At 73.2% G+C, this 16,399-nt stretch carries 14 protein-coding genes; 6 read left to right on the top strand and 8 right to left on the bottom strand.

Annotated features, from left to right (window positions below):
* Positions 1–75 precede the first annotated feature (75 nt).
* Both EV567_RS10785 and EV567_RS10780 read right to left on the bottom strand, forming a co-directional pair.
* The gene (locus EV567_RS10785; protein ID WP_130438611.1) at positions 76–1,683 is read right to left on the bottom strand and encodes an ABC transporter permease; all 1,608 of its coding nucleotides are present in this window, start codon (positions 1,681–1,683) and stop codon (positions 76–78) included.
* Complete coding sequence (locus EV567_RS10780; protein ID WP_130438609.1) at positions 1,680–2,585, bottom strand: ABC transporter ATP-binding protein; 906 nt, start codon at positions 2,583–2,585, stop codon at positions 1,680–1,682. The genes EV567_RS10785 and EV567_RS10780 overlap by 4 nt, the downstream gene beginning before the upstream one ends.
* Before the next feature lie 86 nt (positions 2,586–2,671).
* Between EV567_RS10780 and EV567_RS10775 the strand changes: the two genes are divergently transcribed.
* Positions 2,672–3,202, top strand: coding sequence for a GbsR/MarR family transcriptional regulator (locus tag EV567_RS10775; RefSeq protein WP_130439519.1), 531 nt, complete (start codon positions 2,672–2,674; stop codon positions 3,200–3,202).
* Between the two features lie 60 nt (positions 3,203–3,262).
* On the opposite strand, the gene EV567_RS10770 is transcribed toward EV567_RS10775, so the two are convergent.
* Entirely contained in the window at positions 3,263–4,243 is a 981-nt protein-coding gene (locus EV567_RS10770) for a diacylglycerol kinase (RefSeq protein WP_130438607.1), read from the bottom strand.
* A gap of 242 nt (positions 4,244–4,485) precedes the next feature.
* Here EV567_RS10770 and EV567_RS10765 point away from each other — a divergent pair, with 242 nt between their 5' ends.
* Entirely contained in the window at positions 4,486–5,769 is a 1,284-nt protein-coding gene (locus tag EV567_RS10765) for an adenylosuccinate synthase (RefSeq protein WP_130438605.1), read from the top strand.
* A gap of 78 nt (positions 5,770–5,847) precedes the next feature.
* Here the strand turns inward: EV567_RS10765 and EV567_RS10760 are convergent, their stop codons facing one another.
* Positions 5,848–6,882: a medium chain dehydrogenase/reductase family protein gene (locus EV567_RS10760; RefSeq protein ID WP_130438603.1), complete on the bottom strand. Its 1,035-nt coding sequence runs from the start codon at positions 6,880–6,882 to the stop codon at positions 5,848–5,850.
* Between the two features lie 111 nt (positions 6,883–6,993).
* Between EV567_RS10760 and EV567_RS10755 the strand changes: the two genes are divergently transcribed.
* On the top strand, positions 6,994–7,758 hold the full coding sequence (locus EV567_RS10755) for a TetR/AcrR family transcriptional regulator (RefSeq protein WP_130438601.1): 765 nt from the start codon (positions 6,994–6,996) through the stop codon (positions 7,756–7,758).
* On the opposite strand, the gene EV567_RS10750 is transcribed toward EV567_RS10755, so the two are convergent.
* The 4 genes from EV567_RS10750 to EV567_RS10735 all read right to left on the bottom strand — a co-directional run bounded on the left by EV567_RS10750 (position 7,751) and on the right by EV567_RS10735 (position 13,153).
* Entirely contained in the window at positions 7,751–8,401 is a 651-nt protein-coding gene (locus EV567_RS10750; RefSeq protein ID WP_130438599.1) for a hypothetical protein, read from the bottom strand. The two genes, EV567_RS10755 and EV567_RS10750, sit on opposite strands and share 8 nt — an antisense overlap.
* A 79-nt stretch (positions 8,402–8,480) precedes the next feature.
* The gene (locus EV567_RS10745) at positions 8,481–10,946 is read right to left on the bottom strand and encodes a dolichyl-phosphate beta-glucosyltransferase (RefSeq protein ID WP_130438598.1); all 2,466 of its coding nucleotides are present in this window, start codon (positions 10,944–10,946) and stop codon (positions 8,481–8,483) included.
* The gene (locus tag EV567_RS10740; protein ID WP_130438596.1) at positions 10,943–11,644 is read right to left on the bottom strand and encodes a GntR family transcriptional regulator; all 702 of its coding nucleotides are present in this window, start codon (positions 11,642–11,644) and stop codon (positions 10,943–10,945) included. The genes EV567_RS10745 and EV567_RS10740 overlap by 4 nt, the downstream gene beginning before the upstream one ends.
* A gap of 153 nt (positions 11,645–11,797) precedes the next feature.
* Positions 11,798–13,153 carry an aspartate aminotransferase family protein gene (locus EV567_RS10735; RefSeq protein WP_130438594.1) on the bottom strand — a complete coding sequence of 452 codons (1,356 nt, stop codon included), beginning with the start codon at positions 13,151–13,153 and terminating at the stop codon, positions 11,798–11,800.
* A gap of 174 nt (positions 13,154–13,327) precedes the next feature.
* Here EV567_RS10735 and EV567_RS10730 point away from each other — a divergent pair, with 174 nt between their 5' ends.
* The 3 genes from EV567_RS10730 to EV567_RS10720 all read left to right on the top strand — a co-directional run bounded on the left by EV567_RS10730 (position 13,328) and on the right by EV567_RS10720 (position 16,395).
* Positions 13,328–13,942, top strand: a complete 615-nt coding sequence (locus tag EV567_RS10730) for a DJ-1/PfpI family protein (protein ID WP_130438592.1) — start codon at positions 13,328–13,330, stop codon at positions 13,940–13,942.
* Entirely contained in the window at positions 13,939–14,466 is a 528-nt protein-coding gene (locus tag EV567_RS10725) for a MarR family winged helix-turn-helix transcriptional regulator (RefSeq protein WP_130438590.1), read from the top strand. The genes EV567_RS10730 and EV567_RS10725 overlap by 4 nt, the downstream gene beginning before the upstream one ends.
* Positions 14,467–14,544: 78 nt before the next feature.
* Complete coding sequence (locus EV567_RS10720) at positions 14,545–16,395, top strand: serine/threonine-protein kinase (RefSeq protein WP_130438588.1); 1,851 nt, start codon at positions 14,545–14,547, stop codon at positions 16,393–16,395.
* Positions 16,396–16,399 lie beyond the last annotated feature (4 nt).

The following is a 16,399-nucleotide window of genomic DNA, read 5'->3' as shown; positions in this document are numbered from 1 at the left end:
CAGGCCCGCCCGCCGCGCGACTGGGCAGGGCGGTCCGACGCGCCGCCCGCTCGGTCATGTCCGCCCGCGCTTCTCTCACGTCGTCAGATCCCGGCGTCGCAGTGCCGCCAGACCTGCTGCCGTCAGGGCCGTCGCGATGAGGGCCAGGGCCAAGGTCGGGGGCCAGTGCATCTGTGCGCCGGGCAGCTTGGGGAGGTGGGGGAAGGGGGAGAGGTCGAGGATCGGACGCGGGGCGTCCACAGCGGGACCGATCCAGCCGAGCAGCAGGGTCGCGGCCGCCACGCCCCACGCGACCGGCGCCAGGCGGGGGGTGAGGCCGTACAAGAGGACCGCGAGACCGCCGATCGTCCAGATCCCGGGCACCTGCACCAGACAGGCGCCGAGGAGCGGCCCCGTCTGCCGGCCGTGGCCCACGGCGAAACCCAGGCCGGCGAGGAGCATGATCAGTGCGGAGCCCGCGAAGGCGATCGCGAGATGGCCCGCAGCCCACCGCAGCCGCCCCACGGCGCTCGCCAGCACGGGGTCCGCCCGCCCCGACGTCTCCTCGCCGTGCAGCCGCAGCACCGAGGCGACCACGAACAGCGTGGCGATCAAACCCAGCATGCCGATCATGGAGCTGAGGAACGCGTCGGTCACGCCGGACCGGCCGCCCATCCGCTCGAGGATCTCGCGGGCCCGCGCGTTGTCGCCGACCAGCTCGGCCGCACCGTCCGCAAGTGAGCCGTAGACGACTCCGGCGAGGAAGAATCCGGCGCTCCAGCCGAGAACGGCCCCCCGTTGCAGCCGCCAGGCCAGAGCCCCGGCCGTGCCGAGCCGTCCCGCGGGCGATCCCGGCCGGGTGGGCAGGAAGCTCAGGCCGGCGTCCCGGCGGCCCGCGAGGCCGTAGGCGATCGCGCCCTGCGTGGCGACCGCCGCCGCGAACAGCGCAGGCACCCACCACCGCTCGTTCCCGAACGCCCGCAGGTTCTCCAGCCACCCGAGCGGGGAGAGCCAGGTCAGCGCCGACGAACCGTCGGCCGTGGCGGAATCGCCCGCCGCGCGCAGCACGAACGCCGCGCCCAGCACCGCCGAGGTCAAGCCGCGGGCGAGCCGCGCGCTCTCGGTGAGCTGTGCGGCGATCGCCGCCATGGTGGCGAACAGCATGCCGACCGCGGCGAGACCGAGTCCGAAGGCCACCGCCCCGGCCACCCCGTGCCCCGCCAGCCCCGCCGTGACCAGCACCGCCAGCACCGCGTTGGCGACGCCCGCCGCCAGCAGCGCCGACGTGAGCGGGGCCCGGCGGCCCACCGCCCCCGAGGCGAGGAGCTCCAGGCGTCCGCTCTCCTCCTCGTCCCGGGTGTGCCGGACGACGATCAGCAGGCTCGTCACCGCGGCGAGCACACCCGCGTAGACGCCCACGCGCCAAGCGGTGAGGGCGCCGAGGGAGTCGTCGAAGACAGGACCGACGAGCGCGCGCAGGGAGGAGTTGGCCGACACCTGCCTCAGCAGGTCGGTGCGTTCCGAGGCGGTGCCGTACAGGCTTCCGAGGGTCCTCGGCATGGTGAGGACCATCAGGACGTTCACCCCGACCCAGACCGGGATCAGCACCCGGTCGCGGCGGAGCGCGAACCGCAGCAGTGTTCCGGTCCCGGTGAATCGAGCCCTCGTGGTCGATGCCGTCGCATGCGCTGTCGCCGTCGTCATCGGGAAGCCGACTCTTCGGGATCGTCCTGGTAGTGCCGCAGGAACAGTTCCTCCAGCGTCGGAGGAGTCGATGTCAGCGACCGGACGCCGGAAGTGCTCAACGACCGCAACACGGCGTCGAGTCGGTCCGTGTCCACCTGGAGGCGGACCCGGCGGCTGCGGACGTCCAGGTCGTGGACGCCGGGCAGGTGCGCCAATCCGTCGGGCGGAGAGGCGAGTTCGGCCGTGATGCTGGTCCGTGTCAGATGGCGCAGGTCGGCGAGCGAGCCGCTTTCCACGGTCCGGCCCTTGCGGATGATGCTGACCCGGTCGCAGAGTTCCTCGACCTCGCTCAGGATGTGCGACGACAGCAGGACCGTGCGCCCCCGGTCCCGTTCCTCCCGGACGCACTCCTTGAAGACCTCCTCCATCAGGGGGTCGAGGCCCGAGGTCGGCTCGTCGAGAATCAGCAGGTCGGCATCGGAGGCGAAGGCGGCGACCAGTGCCACCTTCTGCCGGTTGCCCTTGGAGTAGGTGCGGCCCTTCTTGGCCGGGTCGAGTTCGAAGCGTTCGGTGAGTTCGGCGCGCCGCCCCGCCTTCAGACCCCCGCGCAACCGCCCCAGCAGGTCGATGACCTCGCCGCCGGACAGGTTCCGCCAGAGCGTCACGTCTCCCGGGACGTAGGCGATGCGGCGGTGCGCCTCGACGGCGTCCGCCCACGGGTCGAGGCCGAAGACCCGGGCCGTGCCGGAGTCGGCGCGCAGCAGGCCGAGCAGGATCCGGATGGCGGTGGACTTGCCCGCGCCGTTCGGCCCGAGGAAGCCGTGCACCTCGCCCGCCTCCACCTCCAGGTCGAGGCGGTCCAGTGCGCGGGTGCGGCCGAAGGACTTGTTCAGTCCGGCCACGGTGATCACCTTGGTCATGCTTCAGAACGTACGCTTTGTTCAGAACTTTGTGAAGATAAGGAACCGTATGAATGCCGACTAGGATGGATCCCATGGACGGGCGCATGTCGGAGGCGGGGACGAGCGGAGCGGTGGACGGCGAGACGGCCGAAAGCGCGGGCGGGCGTGACGCCGAAGCCGTGTCCAGGTTCGTCGAATCCTTCGCGGCGCAGCTCGTCGAGGCCGGGATGCAGCGCATGCCCGCCCGGGTGTTCGCCGCGCTGCTCTCCAGCGACGAGGGCGCCATGACCTCCGCCGGACTGGGGGAGCAGTTGCGGATCAGCCCGGCCGCGGTCTCCGGCGCGGTGCGCTACCTCGCCCAACAGCACATGGTCTCCCGCGAGCGCGAGCCGGGCTCACGTCGCGAGCGCTACCGGGTGCACAGCGACCAGTGGTACGAGGCTCTCACCAACCGCGAGGCCGTCCTCAAACGCTGGGAGGCGTCCTTGCGCGAAGGCGTCACCAGCCTCGGCGCCGGCACCCCGGCCGGCCGCCGCATGGCCGAGACCCTCGCCTTCTTCGAGTTCATCGACGGGGAACTCGCAGCACTGATGCAACGCTGGCGGACCCACCGCGACCGGACCTTCGGTCCCTGAGCCGCCTGGTCCCTGCCCGACCCTCCGGGGGGTGACTCCCCTTGCCTTCAAGAGCTCCCCTCACCGCCCCGAGGGCAGGACCAGCCCCAGCGCGCCCTCCCGTACCACCCATGTGCGTCTGCGGACCGGGCCCGCCACCGTCGCGTCCGTGCCGTAGCGGAAGTCCGCGCCGGTGACGGTGACCGTGCGGCCGCGGGCCTCCAGGGGGGACGCCTCCGCGCCGACCGACAGGGGCCGTACCCGCACCATCGCCGTGCCGGCGGTGTCCGCGGTCACCGAGACGGCCTCCACCGGCTGGTCCAGGTCGACCAGGGTCACCCCGTCCACCTCGACCCGCAGCCGTGCCGGTCCCGGCGGGGGAGGGGGCGACCCGGGGCGGGAGGGCAGAGCGGGGACCAGGGTGCGGACGAAGGACTGGCAACTGCGCAACCAGGGCCAGGGCCGGACACCCTCACCGGCGCCGCCACCCCCACCGCCTCCGCCGCCGAAGCGGATCCCGGCCCCGCCGACCCCGCCCCCGCCGTCCTCGCCGATCTCAAGCTCGTACAAACCCCCGGAGGCACCGCCCCCGCCGCGCACCCCGCCCCGCCCGTCCCTCCCCGGCACGGGCGGTATCCGCAGCGCGCCCAGCACCACCCCGTCGCTGTCGTCCACCAGCAGGTCCAGCCGCCGTTCCGCCCCGTCCAGGGCCGCCCGTGCCGCCGCCACCGCGCCCTTGGGCACCCCCAGGGCGTGTGCCACGCCCAGCATGCCGCCCACCGGCACGACCGACAGCACGCACTCCGCCAGCTCCCGCCGCCGGTGCAGCAACGACACCGCGCGGAACAGCGCCCGGTCGTCCCCGACGACCACCGGCCGCCGCGAACCCCGTCGGGCCAGCACCCGCGCGAACTCCTCCGGCCCGTCCGGCAGACAGACCTTCGTACTCGCCGCACCCGCGCTGAGCACGTCTTTCGCTATCCGCACGGACTCTCCGTCCGTCCTCCGGGCGACCGGATCGATGATCACCAGCAACTGGTCCGGCGTCGCGATAGTCGCCACCTCGGTCCTGCCTCGCTTCCTCGGGTAGCATCTTTGTGCAAGAGCCCCTTGCGCTATTGCGCCAGGGGCTTCGTCTATTCCGGGGCATCCGGGTCCGACGGTGTGCGGCCGACGACGGTCGCGCGGCGGCCAGTGACGGTCGCGGGACCACGACCGACGAGGGTCGTGGTGCACGCGGTCGCACGCGCCTCCGCGTACGCCCCTGACCCTGGACATGCCCCACCCGGAAGGGGTGTACGCGCGTGCCCGCACTTGTGCTGCTCGGTGCTCAGTGGGGTGACGAAGGCAAGGGGAAGGCGACCGACTTGCTCGGTGGCTCGGTGGACTACGTAGTGCGCTACCAGGGCGGCAACAACGCCGGCCACACGGTCGTCGTGGGCGACCAGAAGTACGCACTCCACCTTCTCCCTTCCGGAATCCTGTCCCCCGGCTGTACGCCGGTCATCGGAAACGGCGTCGTCGTCGACCCGTCGGTCCTGCTCTCCGAGCTGAGCGGTCTGAACGAGCGCGGCGTCGACACGTCGAAGCTGCTGATCAGCGGCAACGCGCACATCATCACCCCGTACAACGTCACTGTCGACAAGGTGACGGAACGCTTCCTCGGAAAGCGCAAGATCGGCACGACCGGCCGCGGTATCGGCCCCACCTACGCCGACAAGATCAACCGCGTGGGCATCCGTGTGCAGGACCTGTACGACGAGTCGATCCTCACCCAGAAGGTGGAGGCGGCGCTCGACGTTAAGAACCAGCTGCTGACGAAGCTGTACAACCGCCGCGCGATCGCCGTCGACCAGGTCGTCGAGGAGCTGCTGGGCTACGCGGAGAAGCTCCGGCCGTTCGTCGCCGACACCGTCCTGGTCCTGAACCAGGCACTGGAGGACGACAAGGTCGTCCTGTTCGAGGGCGGTCAGGGCACGCTCCTCGACATCGACCACGGCACGTACCCCTTCGTCACCTCCAGCAACCCGACCGCCGGCGGCGCCTGCACCGGCGCCGGCGTCGGCCCGACGAAGATCAGCCGGGTCATCGGCATCCTCAAGGCGTACACGACCCGCGTCGGCGCCGGCCCGTTCCCGACGGAGCTGTTCGACGAGGACGGCGAGGCGCTGCGCCGCATCGGCGGCGAGCGGGGCGTCACCACCGGCCGCGACCGCCGCTGCGGCTGGTTCGACGCGGTCATCGCCCGCTACGCGACCCGCGTCAACGGCCTGACCGACTTCTTCCTCACCAAGCTCGACGTCCTCACCGGCTGGGAGCAGATCCCGGTCTGCGTGGCGTACGAGATCGACGGCAAGCGCGTCGAGGAGCTCCCGTACTCGCAGACGGACTTCCACCACGCGAAGCCGGTCTACGAGACCCTCCCGGGCTGGTCCGAGGACATCACCAAGGCGAAGTCGTTCTCCGACCTGCCGAAGAACGCGCAGAACTACGTCAAGGCGCTGGAGGAGATGTCCGGCGCCCCGATCTCCGCGATCGGCGTGGGCCCCGGCCGGGACGAGACGATCGAGATCAACTCCTTCCTCTGACCGTCCGCCTCCGAGCACGACGCGTGTGCCCCTGACCGGTGACCCCGGCCAGGGGCACACGCATGTCAGGGGCAGGCGCTAGGGGGTGATCACGACCTTTCCGGCGACCGTGCCCGACTCTGCCAGTCGCAGGGCCTCGGCCACGCGGGCGAGGGGGAGGCGGGCGGCGATCCGCGGGGTGATCTCCCCGCGCTGGAGCGCCGCGAAGACCTCGGTGAGGTCGGCGCGCAGCCGGGCCCGGAACCGGGTCTCGGAGAGGGCCCGCCCGGCCCAGACGTTGAAGAAGTACGCGCGGCGGCGGCCCGGCAGCGCGTTCCACAGCCACACCCGGCCCAGCAGCCTGAGCACCGGCGTCTGCTTCGAGCCCTGTGCGTCCCGGGTGGAGGCGCTGCCGTAGGAGACGAGCGTGCCCCCGGGGGCCAGCATCCGCCAGGAGTCGACGATGCCGGGTCCGCCGACATGGTCGAACACGGCGTCCACCCCGCCCGGGGCGAGGGCGCGGATCCGCGCGGCCATGTCCTCGGCGCGGTAGTCGACGGGGGTCACGCCCTGCTCACGCAGCGCGTCGTGGTGGCGCGCGGACGCGGTGCCGATCACCCTCACGCCCGTGGCCAGGGCGAGTTGGACCAGGACGGAGCCGACGCCGCCGTTGGCGCCGTGCACGACGACCGTCTGGCCGGCGCGGACACGCGCCTTGCGGTGCAGCATCTGCCAGGCGGTGACGCCGTTGACGACCAGGGTCTCCGCCTCCGCCGCGCCGACGCCTGCGGGCACGGGCACCGCGTCCGCCGCGTCGACGACCACATGGCTGGCCCAGCCGCCGACCTTGACCAGCGCGGCCACCCGGGCGCCGGCGAGGCGGGGGTCGACGCCCTCGCCGGTCGCGGTGACGACGCCGACGAGGTCGTAGCCGGGGACGAACGGGAACGGCGGCTGGTCGTAGTACCGGCCGCGGCGCATCTGCTGCTCGGCGAAGGAGACGCCGGTCGCCTCCATCCGGATCACGACCTGCCCGCGCCCAGGGGCGGGGACGGCCCCCCCGTGCCGGACCTGGAGCCCCTCGGGCTCGACCTTGCCCGGCAGGACGACCTCGACGAGTCCTTCGGCGTTCATGACGGCCTCCACGGCGCTGGTCGCTCGACCGCTAGTCGGCCTCGCGTTCGTTATAGGTTCTAACGGATCGCGAAAGGGAGTGTCAATAACTTCAGTGATAGCCTCTAACTCATGGCTGACACGGAGAACGCGAAGAGTCCGCGTGAGCGCTATCGGGCCCAGGTGCGCGCGGAAGTCAAGGAACGGGCGTGGGAGCAGATCGCCGCGGCGGGGGCCTCGGCGCTCTCCCTCAACGCGATCGCCAGGAAGATGGGGATGAGCGGGCCCGCGCTGTACCGCTACTTCGGCAGCCGCGACGAGCTGATCACCGAGTTGATCAGGGACGCGTACCGCAGCCTCGCCGACACCTTCCACGCGGCGGCCGCCGTCGCGGCGGCGGAGTCCGCCGAGGTCACCAGGACCGCCGAGACCACCGAGACCGCAGGTGCCGCGGCGACCGGTGAGACCGCCGGACCAGCTCGGCCGCGCAGGCCCGGTGAGCCCGGTGAGCCCGCTCTGGCGACGCTCGCGCACGCCCTGCGCGGCTGGGCCCTCGCCGACCCCCAGCGGTACTTCCTCGTCTACGGCACGCCCGTCCCCGGCTATCACGCGCCCGACGACATCACCGTGATCGCGTCCGAGATCATGGCCGTCCTGCTCGACGCGTGCGCGGCGCTGCCGCGGTCCGGGCCGGCGACGCCCTTCGACGAGCATCTCGCCGCCCACCGCGACTGGGCGGCCGGCCACCCCGCCCCGCCCGCCGCCCTCCACCGCGCGACGGCCTTCTGGACCCGCCTGCACGGCGTGCTGTCCCTGGAGTTGGCGGGCCACTTCTCCGGCATGGGTCTCGACCCCGCGCTGCTCTTCGCCGCGGAACTGGAGGACCTGCTCAGCTGAAGACGATCATCGACCCCTGCGCGAGGCTCCGCGTCGCCGCCGCGTGCAGCCCGAGCCACACATGCCGTTCGCGGGCGAAGGGACTCGGGTCGTACGGCGCCGGCACGGCGGGCTCCTCCAGCTCGGTCGGAGCCGAGGGCGGCTGCGGCGCGGCCGGCGGGTTGGCGGGGTCGATGCCGATCGACGGGGCCACCTTCTCCAGCTCCCGCAGCAAGGACTGGGCGGAGCCCAACGGGCCGCCCCCGGCGAGGAGTTCGTCGTTGGACAGCGGCTGCGGGAAGTCGACGGGGACGTACGCGCCCGCGTGGTCGTAGTGCCAGACCAGGTGGGACTGCTGGGCCGTGGCCTCGAACATCTCCAGGAGCTGTTCGTAGTCGCCGCCGAGTGCGTCGACGGGGGTCACGGGCAGGCCGCACACCTGGAGCAGATAGGCGCGGCGCAGGAAGTGCAGGGCGTCGTAGTCGAAGCCGGCCACCGGGGCGACGTCCCCGGACAGGCCCGGCATGTACTGGTACACCGGCACGGGCGGGAGGCCCGCCTCGGCCAGCACCTTGTTGTACTGCGCGAGCTCCTCCGCGAACGGGTTGTCAGGGGTGTGGCACAACACGTCGACGAGCGGTACCAGCCACAGGTCACAGGCCAAAGAGGGCTCCTCACCTAACGGGTTCGTCGTCGGTCTCGTCTACTTCCCGGTCTGCGAAGGGTAGTCGGTACGACCTGCGTCAGCTCCCTCCGTGCAGGTCCCATACCCACACGCCGTCCACCCACTGCGCGGGCCGGCCCACCAGCTTGTCCACCGTGGCCCGCAGCACCGCGTCGCGCGGCTGCGGGACGAGCACCAGCGCCCCCGCCTTCCAGTGGGCGAGGTCCTGCCGGGCCTCGGCGCGGGCGCGGTCGTCGATCACCTGGGCGACGCCGGTGTCCCGCACGTCCTTGAGCAGGCTCGCCGTGAAGTTCAGCGGGACGCCGTAGACGCCGCTGCGGTCGCCGTCGCCGTAGGGCCCGTTGAAGTAGCCGCCCGGCATGCGGAAGCCGAGGCCGGCCTCGGTCTGCCAGTGCAGGGCCTCGGCGGCCTGCGGGTCGGGCAGCGGCACCGGGACCAGGGTCTCGCCGGGGCTGACGTACGGCTTCCAGGAGCCGTCGGTGAAGAAGGCGGGCGTCGCGGCGCGCGGTTCGGACTTCAGCGGGGCCGGGACGAGGGGCAGCAGGGCGAGGCAGACGGCCAGCAGGCCGACGTACTGCGTGCCCAGGGAGCGGGCCGTGGCCAGCCGGCCGACGGCGAGCGCGAGGAGCATGCCGAGGGCGGGCGCGCAGATCAGCGCGACCCGGCTGACGATGACCGATTCGAGGAGCGGGAGGCCGGCGAGCGGGGCCCAGGGGCCGGGGATCTCCACGCCGCTGAGCGGGACGTGGATGCGCGGGCCCAGGGAGAGGATCGCGGCGACGGCCGCCGTGCAGGCCAGCGCGCGGGCCGCCGGCTGCCGCCACAGCCGTACCGTGACGGCGAGGGCGAACAGGAGCAGGGGCCAGCCGTAGAACGCGTTCTGTTCGGTGGGGTTGAGGGAGAGCGCGGCGGCGCGGTCGGCGTCCCCGGCGATCAGGGAGCGTTCGGCGAAGGTGAGCAGGGCCCGCACGGAGTTGGCGGCGGCGGGCCCGTGCTCGATGTGCGTGTAGCTCTGCGGTCCGGAGAACTGCCACGCGAGCGGGTAGACGACGAGCGGGAGGCAGACGGCGGCGGCGACCGCGAGGCCGCCGAGCAGCGGCCGCGCGACCTGGCGGGCCACGTCGGGGCGCACGGCGGCGTAGGCGAGGGCGAAGACCAGCATGCCGAGGGCGGCCAGCAGCAGCGCCTCCTCGCCGAGGAACAGCTGGTAGGCCGTCATCAGGCCGAGGACCACCGCGTCCCGGGTGCGACGGCCGCCCGTCTCGCACAGCCGCAGCGCCCGGTCGACGATCAGCGGGATCATGAACAGGACGACGAAGTTGGGGTGCGCGTTGGCGTGGCTGACCATCGGCGGGGCGAAGGCGGCCAGGGTGGCCCCGGCGAACGCGGCCCCGCGCTGGCGGACGAGCCGGCGCACGATGAGCCAGTACCAGGCGCCGGCGGTGGCGGCCATGCCCAGGGTCATCACCAGGTTGAGGGTGACGGCCGGGCCGAGCAGCAGGGTGAGCGGGGTGAGCGGCACCGACAGGCCGGGCATGGCGGTGTTGGCCATCAGGTTCACGCCGTCGGGGGCGCCCTGCAGATCGCTGAAGAACGGGTTGCGCAGACGGGCCACGTTGTCGGCGGTCACCGCGAAGAACCATTCCCACTGGTTCTGGTCCTGGAGCGAGTCGGTGAGGTAGCGGCGGGCCGGGTCGAAGAAGCGCCCGGAGTACAGCGCGACGGCCATGGCCAGGAAGAGCGCCGCGGCGGACATGTCGGCGAGTCCGGGCAGCCGGACGCGGATGCGGACGAGGTCGCGCAGCACCCGCGGGTAGTCCAGCGGGCGGACCTTGGAGCCGTGCTGGTGCGACCAGTGCACGGGTACCTCGGCGATCGGCCAGCCGGAGAGCCGGAAGTGCCGCAGGACTTCCACGTCGATGGCCCAGCCGTCCATCCGGGAGGCGGCGAACGCGGCGCGCGCCTTGTCGCCGTCGAACAGCTTGAACCCGCACTGGGTGTCGCGTATCCCGCGCAGGGTGGTCGCGCGGATGAGCAGGTTCCCGGCGGCGCCGAGGAACTCGCGGAAGCGGTGCTGGCGGTCGCCGAGCGTCGCGCCCGGCACGGCGCGGGAGCCGACGGCGACCGCGTGTCCCTCGTCGAGCGCCCGGTCCAGTCGCTCCAGCTCCTCGACGGGCGCGGCGAGGTCGGCGTCGGTGACCAGGACGCGGCGGCCCCGGCTCGCGGCGACGCCGAGGCGCAGCGCCGCGCCCTTGCCGCGGTTGCGGGGGCTGGTGACGAGCCGCAGCCGCGGGTCGCGGCGCAGGGTGACGATCTCGCGGGTGGCGTCGGTGGAGCCGTCGTCGGCGATGACGATCTCCCAGGCGCCCCGGCGGTGTGCGGTCGCCCGGAGGTAGCGCGTCACGGCGTCGAGGGTGGAGCCCAGCCGGCGTTCCTCGTTGTAGGCGGGGATGACGACGGAGAGGTCGACGACCGCCCGCGAGGAGTACGTCTCCCTCGTCCCGCCCGGGGCCGTTCCCCTCATTCGGCGGCCAGCCGCTCGATCAGGGCGATCGAGTGGGCGTTGTAGGCGTCGAGGAGTGAGCGGGCGGCGGTGGTGTCGCGGTGATACAGGGCGTCGACCAGTTCCCTGTGTCCGGCCCACAGGTGACCGCGGAGTTCGCTGAGCCGCCGCAGATGCTGCACCAGGCACACCCAGGACTGCAGCCGCAGCCGGTGCAGGAAGTCGGCGAGATAGGGGTTGCCGAACAATGAGCTGAGCTCGCGCCAGAAGCGCAGGTCGTAGCCGATGAGGACGGTGAGGTCGCCGGCGGCGGCGGCGCGCTGGGCCTCCTCGCCGCGGCGGCGCACGCCCGCGACGGCGGCGGCTATGCGCGGGTCCTCGGGGTTCTTGAAGCCCTGGCGGCCCTCGTCCAGGGCGAGGAACATGCCCTCGATGATCAGGCTGCGCGCCTCGATCATGCCGCGGAAGTCCTCGACGGAGTACTCGTGGACGCGGAAACCGCGGTGCTGGTCGGCCTCCAGCAGGCCCTGCGCCGAGAGGTCCACGAGTGCCTCGCGGACCGGGGTGGCGGAGACGCCGTACTGCTCGGCTATCTCCTTCACCGTGAACTCCTGGCCCGGCTGGAGACGGCCCGCCAGCACCTCGTCGCGAAGCGCGTCGGCGATCTGCTGCCGCAGGGTGCTGCGGGTCACGGCGCCGGTGCCGCTGCTGCCGGGCATGGTCGGGGCGTCTCCCTCGTCGCGGTGCGGTGGCGTGCTCGTACGCCTCGCTCGTACTCCAATACGAGCACGCCACCTTACGCGTTCGACGCGTCCGGGATCCGGTGCGCGGACGGTCCTCGCCGTCCGCCGCCCGGCCGGGGAGCGGTGTCCCTACACGGTGTGTTCGTCGGCCACCGACAGCGCCGTGTCCAGCGCCGCCAGGCCCTCCTTCAGCTCGGCCTCGCTCGCGTTGCAGGGCGGCACGAAGTGGGTGCGGTTCATGTTCACGAACGGCCACACGCCGGCCTTCTTCGCGGCGGCGCCGAAGGCGAGCATCGGCGCGTTGGCCTCGCCGGAGGCGTTGTAGGGGACCAGCGGCTCGCGGGTCTCGCGGTCGCGCACCAGCTCGATCGCCCAGAACATGCCGGCGCCGCGCACCTCGCCCACACTGGGGTGGCGTTCGGCGAGCTGCCGCAGGCCGGGCTCCACGACGCTCTCGCCCAGGCGCCTGGCGTTGTCGACGACGCCCTCCTCGGCCATCACCTGGATCGTGGCGACGGCGGCGGCGCAGGCCAGCGGGTGCCCGGAGTAGGTCAGGCCGCCGGGGTAGGGCCGCTTGCCGAAGGTCTCCGCGATGGCGCCGGAGACGGCCACACCGCCGAGCGGCACATAGCCGGAGTTCACGCCCTTGGCGAAGGTCATCAGGTCGGGCGTGACGTCGAACAGGTCGGCGGCGAACCACTCGCCGGTGCGTCCGAACCCGGCCATGACCTCGTCGAGGACGAAGACGATGCCGTGCCGGTCGCAGAGTTCACGCACCCCGGCCAGGTAGCCGGGCGGCGGGACCATGATGCCGGCGGTGCCCGGGATGGTCTCCAGGACGATCGCGGCGACGGTGCCGGGCCCCTCGAAGGCGATCGTCGTCTCCAGGTGCTCCAGCGCCCGGGCGCACTCCTGCTCCTCGGTCTCGGCGTAGAAGCGGGAGCGGTACAGGTACGGCGCCCAGAAGTGCACGACGCCGGCGGAGGCGCTGTCGGAGGCCCAGCGGCGGGGGTCGCCGGTGAGGTTGACGGCCTGCTGGGTGCCGCCGTGGTACGAGCGGTACGCCGAGAGCACCTTGGCGCGGCCGGTGTGCAGCCGGGCCATGCGGACGGCGTGCTCGACGGCGTCGGCGCCGCCGTTGGTGAAGAAGATCTTGTCGAGGTCGCCGGGGGTTCGCTCGGCGATCAGCCGGGCCGCCTCGGAGCGGGCCTCGACGGCGAAGGCGGGCGCGAAGGTGGTGAGCTTCGCGGCCTGCTCCTGTATCGCGGCGACGACCTTCGGGTGCTGGTAGCCGATGTTGGTGTAGACGAGCCCGCTGCTCAGGTCGAGGTAGCGGTTGCCGTCGTAGTCCCAGAAGTACGACCCCTGGGCGCCGGCCACGGCGAGCGGGTCGATGAGCTCCTGGGCGGACCAGGAGTGGAAGACGTGCGCGCGGTCCGCGGCCTTCACGGCGGCGCCGGCCTGGGGGTGGGGCTGAGGGGTCATGCGGGTGAGCGTAAATGTCCGGGATGCGGAATCGGTATCGGCGTCCTGTCTGCGGAGTGAGGGTTTCCGCGACAGGTTGTCGGGCGTCGGGACGGCCGGAACCATCCTTGACAGCATGCTGCCCAGTAGGCAGCATGCTGTCATGAACGTGTTAGGCCGCCCCCAGGAGGAATCATGAGCGCCCCCGCCCGCAAGCCCGTGCACGTCGCCGTCTACGACACCCTCGCCGACTGGGAGACGGGGCACGCGACGGCGTACCTCGCCCGCGCCGGCCACCCGGTGCGCACGGTCGGCCCGTCGGCGGACCCGGTGAGAAGCATCGGCGGCCTGCGGATCCAGCCCGACCTGGCCCTGGCCGACCTCCGCCCCGAGGACAGCGCGCTGCTGATCCTGCCGGGCGCCGACCTGTGGGACACCTCGCAGGACCTCGCGCCCTTCGCCCGCGCAGCCCGCGCCTTCCTGGACGCCGGCACGCCCGTCGCCGCGATCTGCGGCGCCACCGCCGGACTCGCCCGCGAGGGCCTGCTCGACGACCGGGCCCACACCAGCGCCGTCTCCTTCTACCTCGCCGCGACCGGCTACGGCGGCGGCGAGCACTACACCGACGCGGACGCGGTCACCGACCGGGGGCTGATCACCGCCGGGCCCACCGAACCCGTCGCCTTCGCCCGCGAGATCCTCGGTCTGCTCGGCGTGTACGAGGGGGAGGTGCTGGACGCCTGGTACCGGCTGTTCCACGACTCCGACGCGCAGGCGTACGACGTGCTGGAGAAGGCGGCCGCGCGGTGAGCGTCGGACGACAGGACCTGCTCAGCCGGAGCGCGCTCGGCGTCTTCCGGCTGAACGGCCGGTTCCTCGCCGTGGCCGAGGAACTGGCCAGGCCGTCCGGGCTCACCGCGGCCTGGTGGCAGGTGCTCGGAGCGGTGCTTGGCGAACCGCTGCCGGTGTCGGGGATCGCCCGCGCGATGGGCATCACGCGCCAGAGCGTGCAGCGCGTCGCCGACCTGCTGGTCGACCGGGGCCTCGCCGAGTACCGGCCCAACCCCGCCCACCGGCGCGCCAAGCTGCTCGCGCCGACGGCTCAGGGGCGGGCCGCCGTGGCCCGCATCGACCCCCAGCACGCGGCCTTCGCCGACCGGCTGGCGGAGGCGTTCGGGGAGGCGGAGCTCGCCGAGGCCGTACGCGTCCTGGAACGGCTGTCCACGGTGCTGGACGAGCTGGAACCGAAGGCGCCGGACGAGCTGGGGCCGGGGGCGCCGGACGCGCTGGAGCGCGGGGACACGCCGGAGTCGCCGCCCGTTATGGAACCGTAGGCCCCGTCCCCCGCGACTCCCCGAATGGCCGGATTATCCTCGGCTCGATCACATCTGTGGGGGAGAGGCGGGGCGGCCATGGAGAAGCTGGGCGCGGGGGATCCACAGCGCATCGGCGGCTACCGGCTGCTCGCGCGGCTGGGCGCCGGCGGCATGGGCCAGGTCTACCTGGCGCGCTCCGACCGCGGACGGACCGTCGCCGTGAAGCTGGTCCGGCCGGAGCTGGCGGCGCGCGAGGAGTTCCGGGCGCGGTTCCGCCAGGAGGTGCGCAACGCCCAGCGGGTCGGCGGGTTCTGGACGGCGCCCGTCCTCGACGCCGACACCGAGGCCGCCGTGCCCTGGGTCGCCACCGGGTACGTCGCCGGGCCGAGTCTCCAGCAGGTCGTCGGCCATGACCACGGCCCGCTGCCCGAGCGCTCGGTGCGCATCCTCGCCGCCGGGCTCGCCCACGCGCTGGCCAACATCCACGCGGCCGGGATCGTCCACCGCGACCTCAAGCCGTCCAACGTGATGGTCACCATCGAGGGGCCCCGCGTCATCGACTTCGGCGTGGCGCGGGCGCTGGAGACGGTCGCCGGGGACGACGGCCTCACCCGCACCGGAGCGGTGGTCGGCTCGCCCGGGTTCATGTCCCCGGAGCAGGTGCGCGGCGAGCGGATCACCCCGGCGTGCGACGTGTTCTGCCTCGGCTCCGTCCTCGTCTACGCGGCCACCGGCAAGCTGCCCTTCGGCGCCGCGGACAACGGGGCGCACGCGCTGATGTTCCGCATCGCCGAGGAGGAACCCGACCTCACCGGCCTGCCCGAGGGCATCGCCGACCTGGTCCGCGGCTGTCTGCGCAAGGACCCGGCCGCCCGTCCTTCGCTGGAGTGGATCCTCCGGCGCACCCGCGCCGACGAGACCGTCGCCGAGGGCCGCTCCCGCGACCCGTGGCTGCCGGGCGCCCTCGTGGCACAGCTGGGCCGGCACGCGGTCCGCCTCCTGGAGACGGAGAACCCCGAGACGCCACCGGCCCACACCGGCCCCCGCAGCGAGCCGCTGCCCCCGGGGCCCGTTCCCACCGTGCCCGCCGAAGGCTCCGCGGGTCGCGCCGGTTCCGGGACGGGAGGCGAGCCGGGCTGGGATCCGGGGGCCGGGGCAGCCGGTGTCGTCGGCGCCGCTCCCGGAGGTCAGGCCGGCGTGCCGGCCCACCCCGCCTACGGTCACCCCGCCCAGCACCCCCACCCCGCGCCCGGCTACGGCTACCCCTCGCCGCAGCCGGCCCCGTACAACCCGTACGCCGACGGTCCCGGCCCCACCGCCGTCGCCCCCAAGAACCACTACGACGCCGACGGCGGCGACGACCCCTCGGAGCCGCCCCGTCGCAGCCGCCGCGCCGGCGCACTCCTCGTCGCCGTCGCCGCGGTGGTCGCGCTCGCCGCGGGGGGCTCGGTGTACGCGCTGATGGACGGCGACGACGGGGCGACGTCCGACGCGCGCCCCGGCGCGTCCCCCTCCCCGGCCGCGGCGGGCGCGACAGCCCCCAAGACGTCCGGGGAGCCGACGGCGACGCCCTCCGCGTCCGCCTCGTCCGGCCCGGGGGAGGGCGCGGTCCCCGAGGCCTATCTCGGGACCTGGGCCGCCACCATCGACAACACGAGCGGCGTCAACTCCCGCCGTCTCACGCTCACTCAGGGGCAGGCGGGCGACGACGTCCTCAAGCTGGTCGCCGACGGCGACGGCTACCACTGCGAGTTCACCGCGGACCTCGCCCGGAAGCCCGCGGGCGACGGCCCGTTGGCCATAGGCCCGTCCACGGTCACCACGGGAAAGCCGCTCTCCTCCTGCACCCCCGGCGCCGCCACCGAGGTCACCCTCCTCCCCGACGGCCGGCTGCAACGCCTCAACCGGAGCACCGGCGAGAAGCTGACGTACACCCGCGCCGGCTGAGGAA

It is taken from the genome of Streptomyces sp. BK239, from assembly GCF_004217285.1.
Lineage (GTDB): Bacteria > Actinomycetota > Actinomycetes > Streptomycetales > Streptomycetaceae > Streptomyces.
Note: the sequence above shows the minus strand (reverse complement) of the source record. Positions and strands in the feature narration are given on the sequence as shown.

Bases quoted from the DNA above. Each gene is read 5' to 3' on its own strand.
- EV567_RS10720 (WP_130438588.1), top strand. From the start codon at position 14,545: ATGGAGAAGCTGGGCGCGGGGGATCCACAGCGCATCGGCGGCTACCGG.
- EV567_RS10730 (WP_130438592.1), top strand. From the start codon at position 13,328: ATGAGCGCCCCCGCCCGCAAGCCCGTGCACGTCGCCGTCTACGACACC.
- EV567_RS10745 (WP_130438598.1), bottom strand. From the start codon at position 10,946: ATGAGGGGAACGGCCCCGGGCGGGACGAGGGAGACGTACTCCTCGCGG.
- EV567_RS10780 (WP_130438609.1), bottom strand. From the start codon at position 2,585: ATGACCAAGGTGATCACCGTGGCCGGACTGAACAAGTCCTTCGGCCGC.
- EV567_RS10740 (WP_130438596.1), bottom strand. From the start codon at position 11,644: ATGCCCGGCAGCAGCGGCACCGGCGCCGTGACCCGCAGCACCCTGCGG.
- EV567_RS10755 (WP_130438601.1), top strand. From the start codon at position 6,994: ATGGCTGACACGGAGAACGCGAAGAGTCCGCGTGAGCGCTATCGGGCC.
- EV567_RS10760 (WP_130438603.1), bottom strand. From the start codon at position 6,882: ATGAACGCCGAAGGACTCGTCGAGGTCGTCCTGCCGGGCAAGGTCGAG.
- EV567_RS10785 (WP_130438611.1), bottom strand. From the start codon at position 1,683: ATGACGACGGCGACAGCGCATGCGACGGCATCGACCACGAGGGCTCGA.
- EV567_RS10735 (WP_130438594.1), bottom strand. From the start codon at position 13,153: ATGACCCCTCAGCCCCACCCCCAGGCCGGCGCCGCCGTGAAGGCCGCG.
- EV567_RS10775 (WP_130439519.1), top strand. From the start codon at position 2,672: ATGTCGGAGGCGGGGACGAGCGGAGCGGTGGACGGCGAGACGGCCGAA.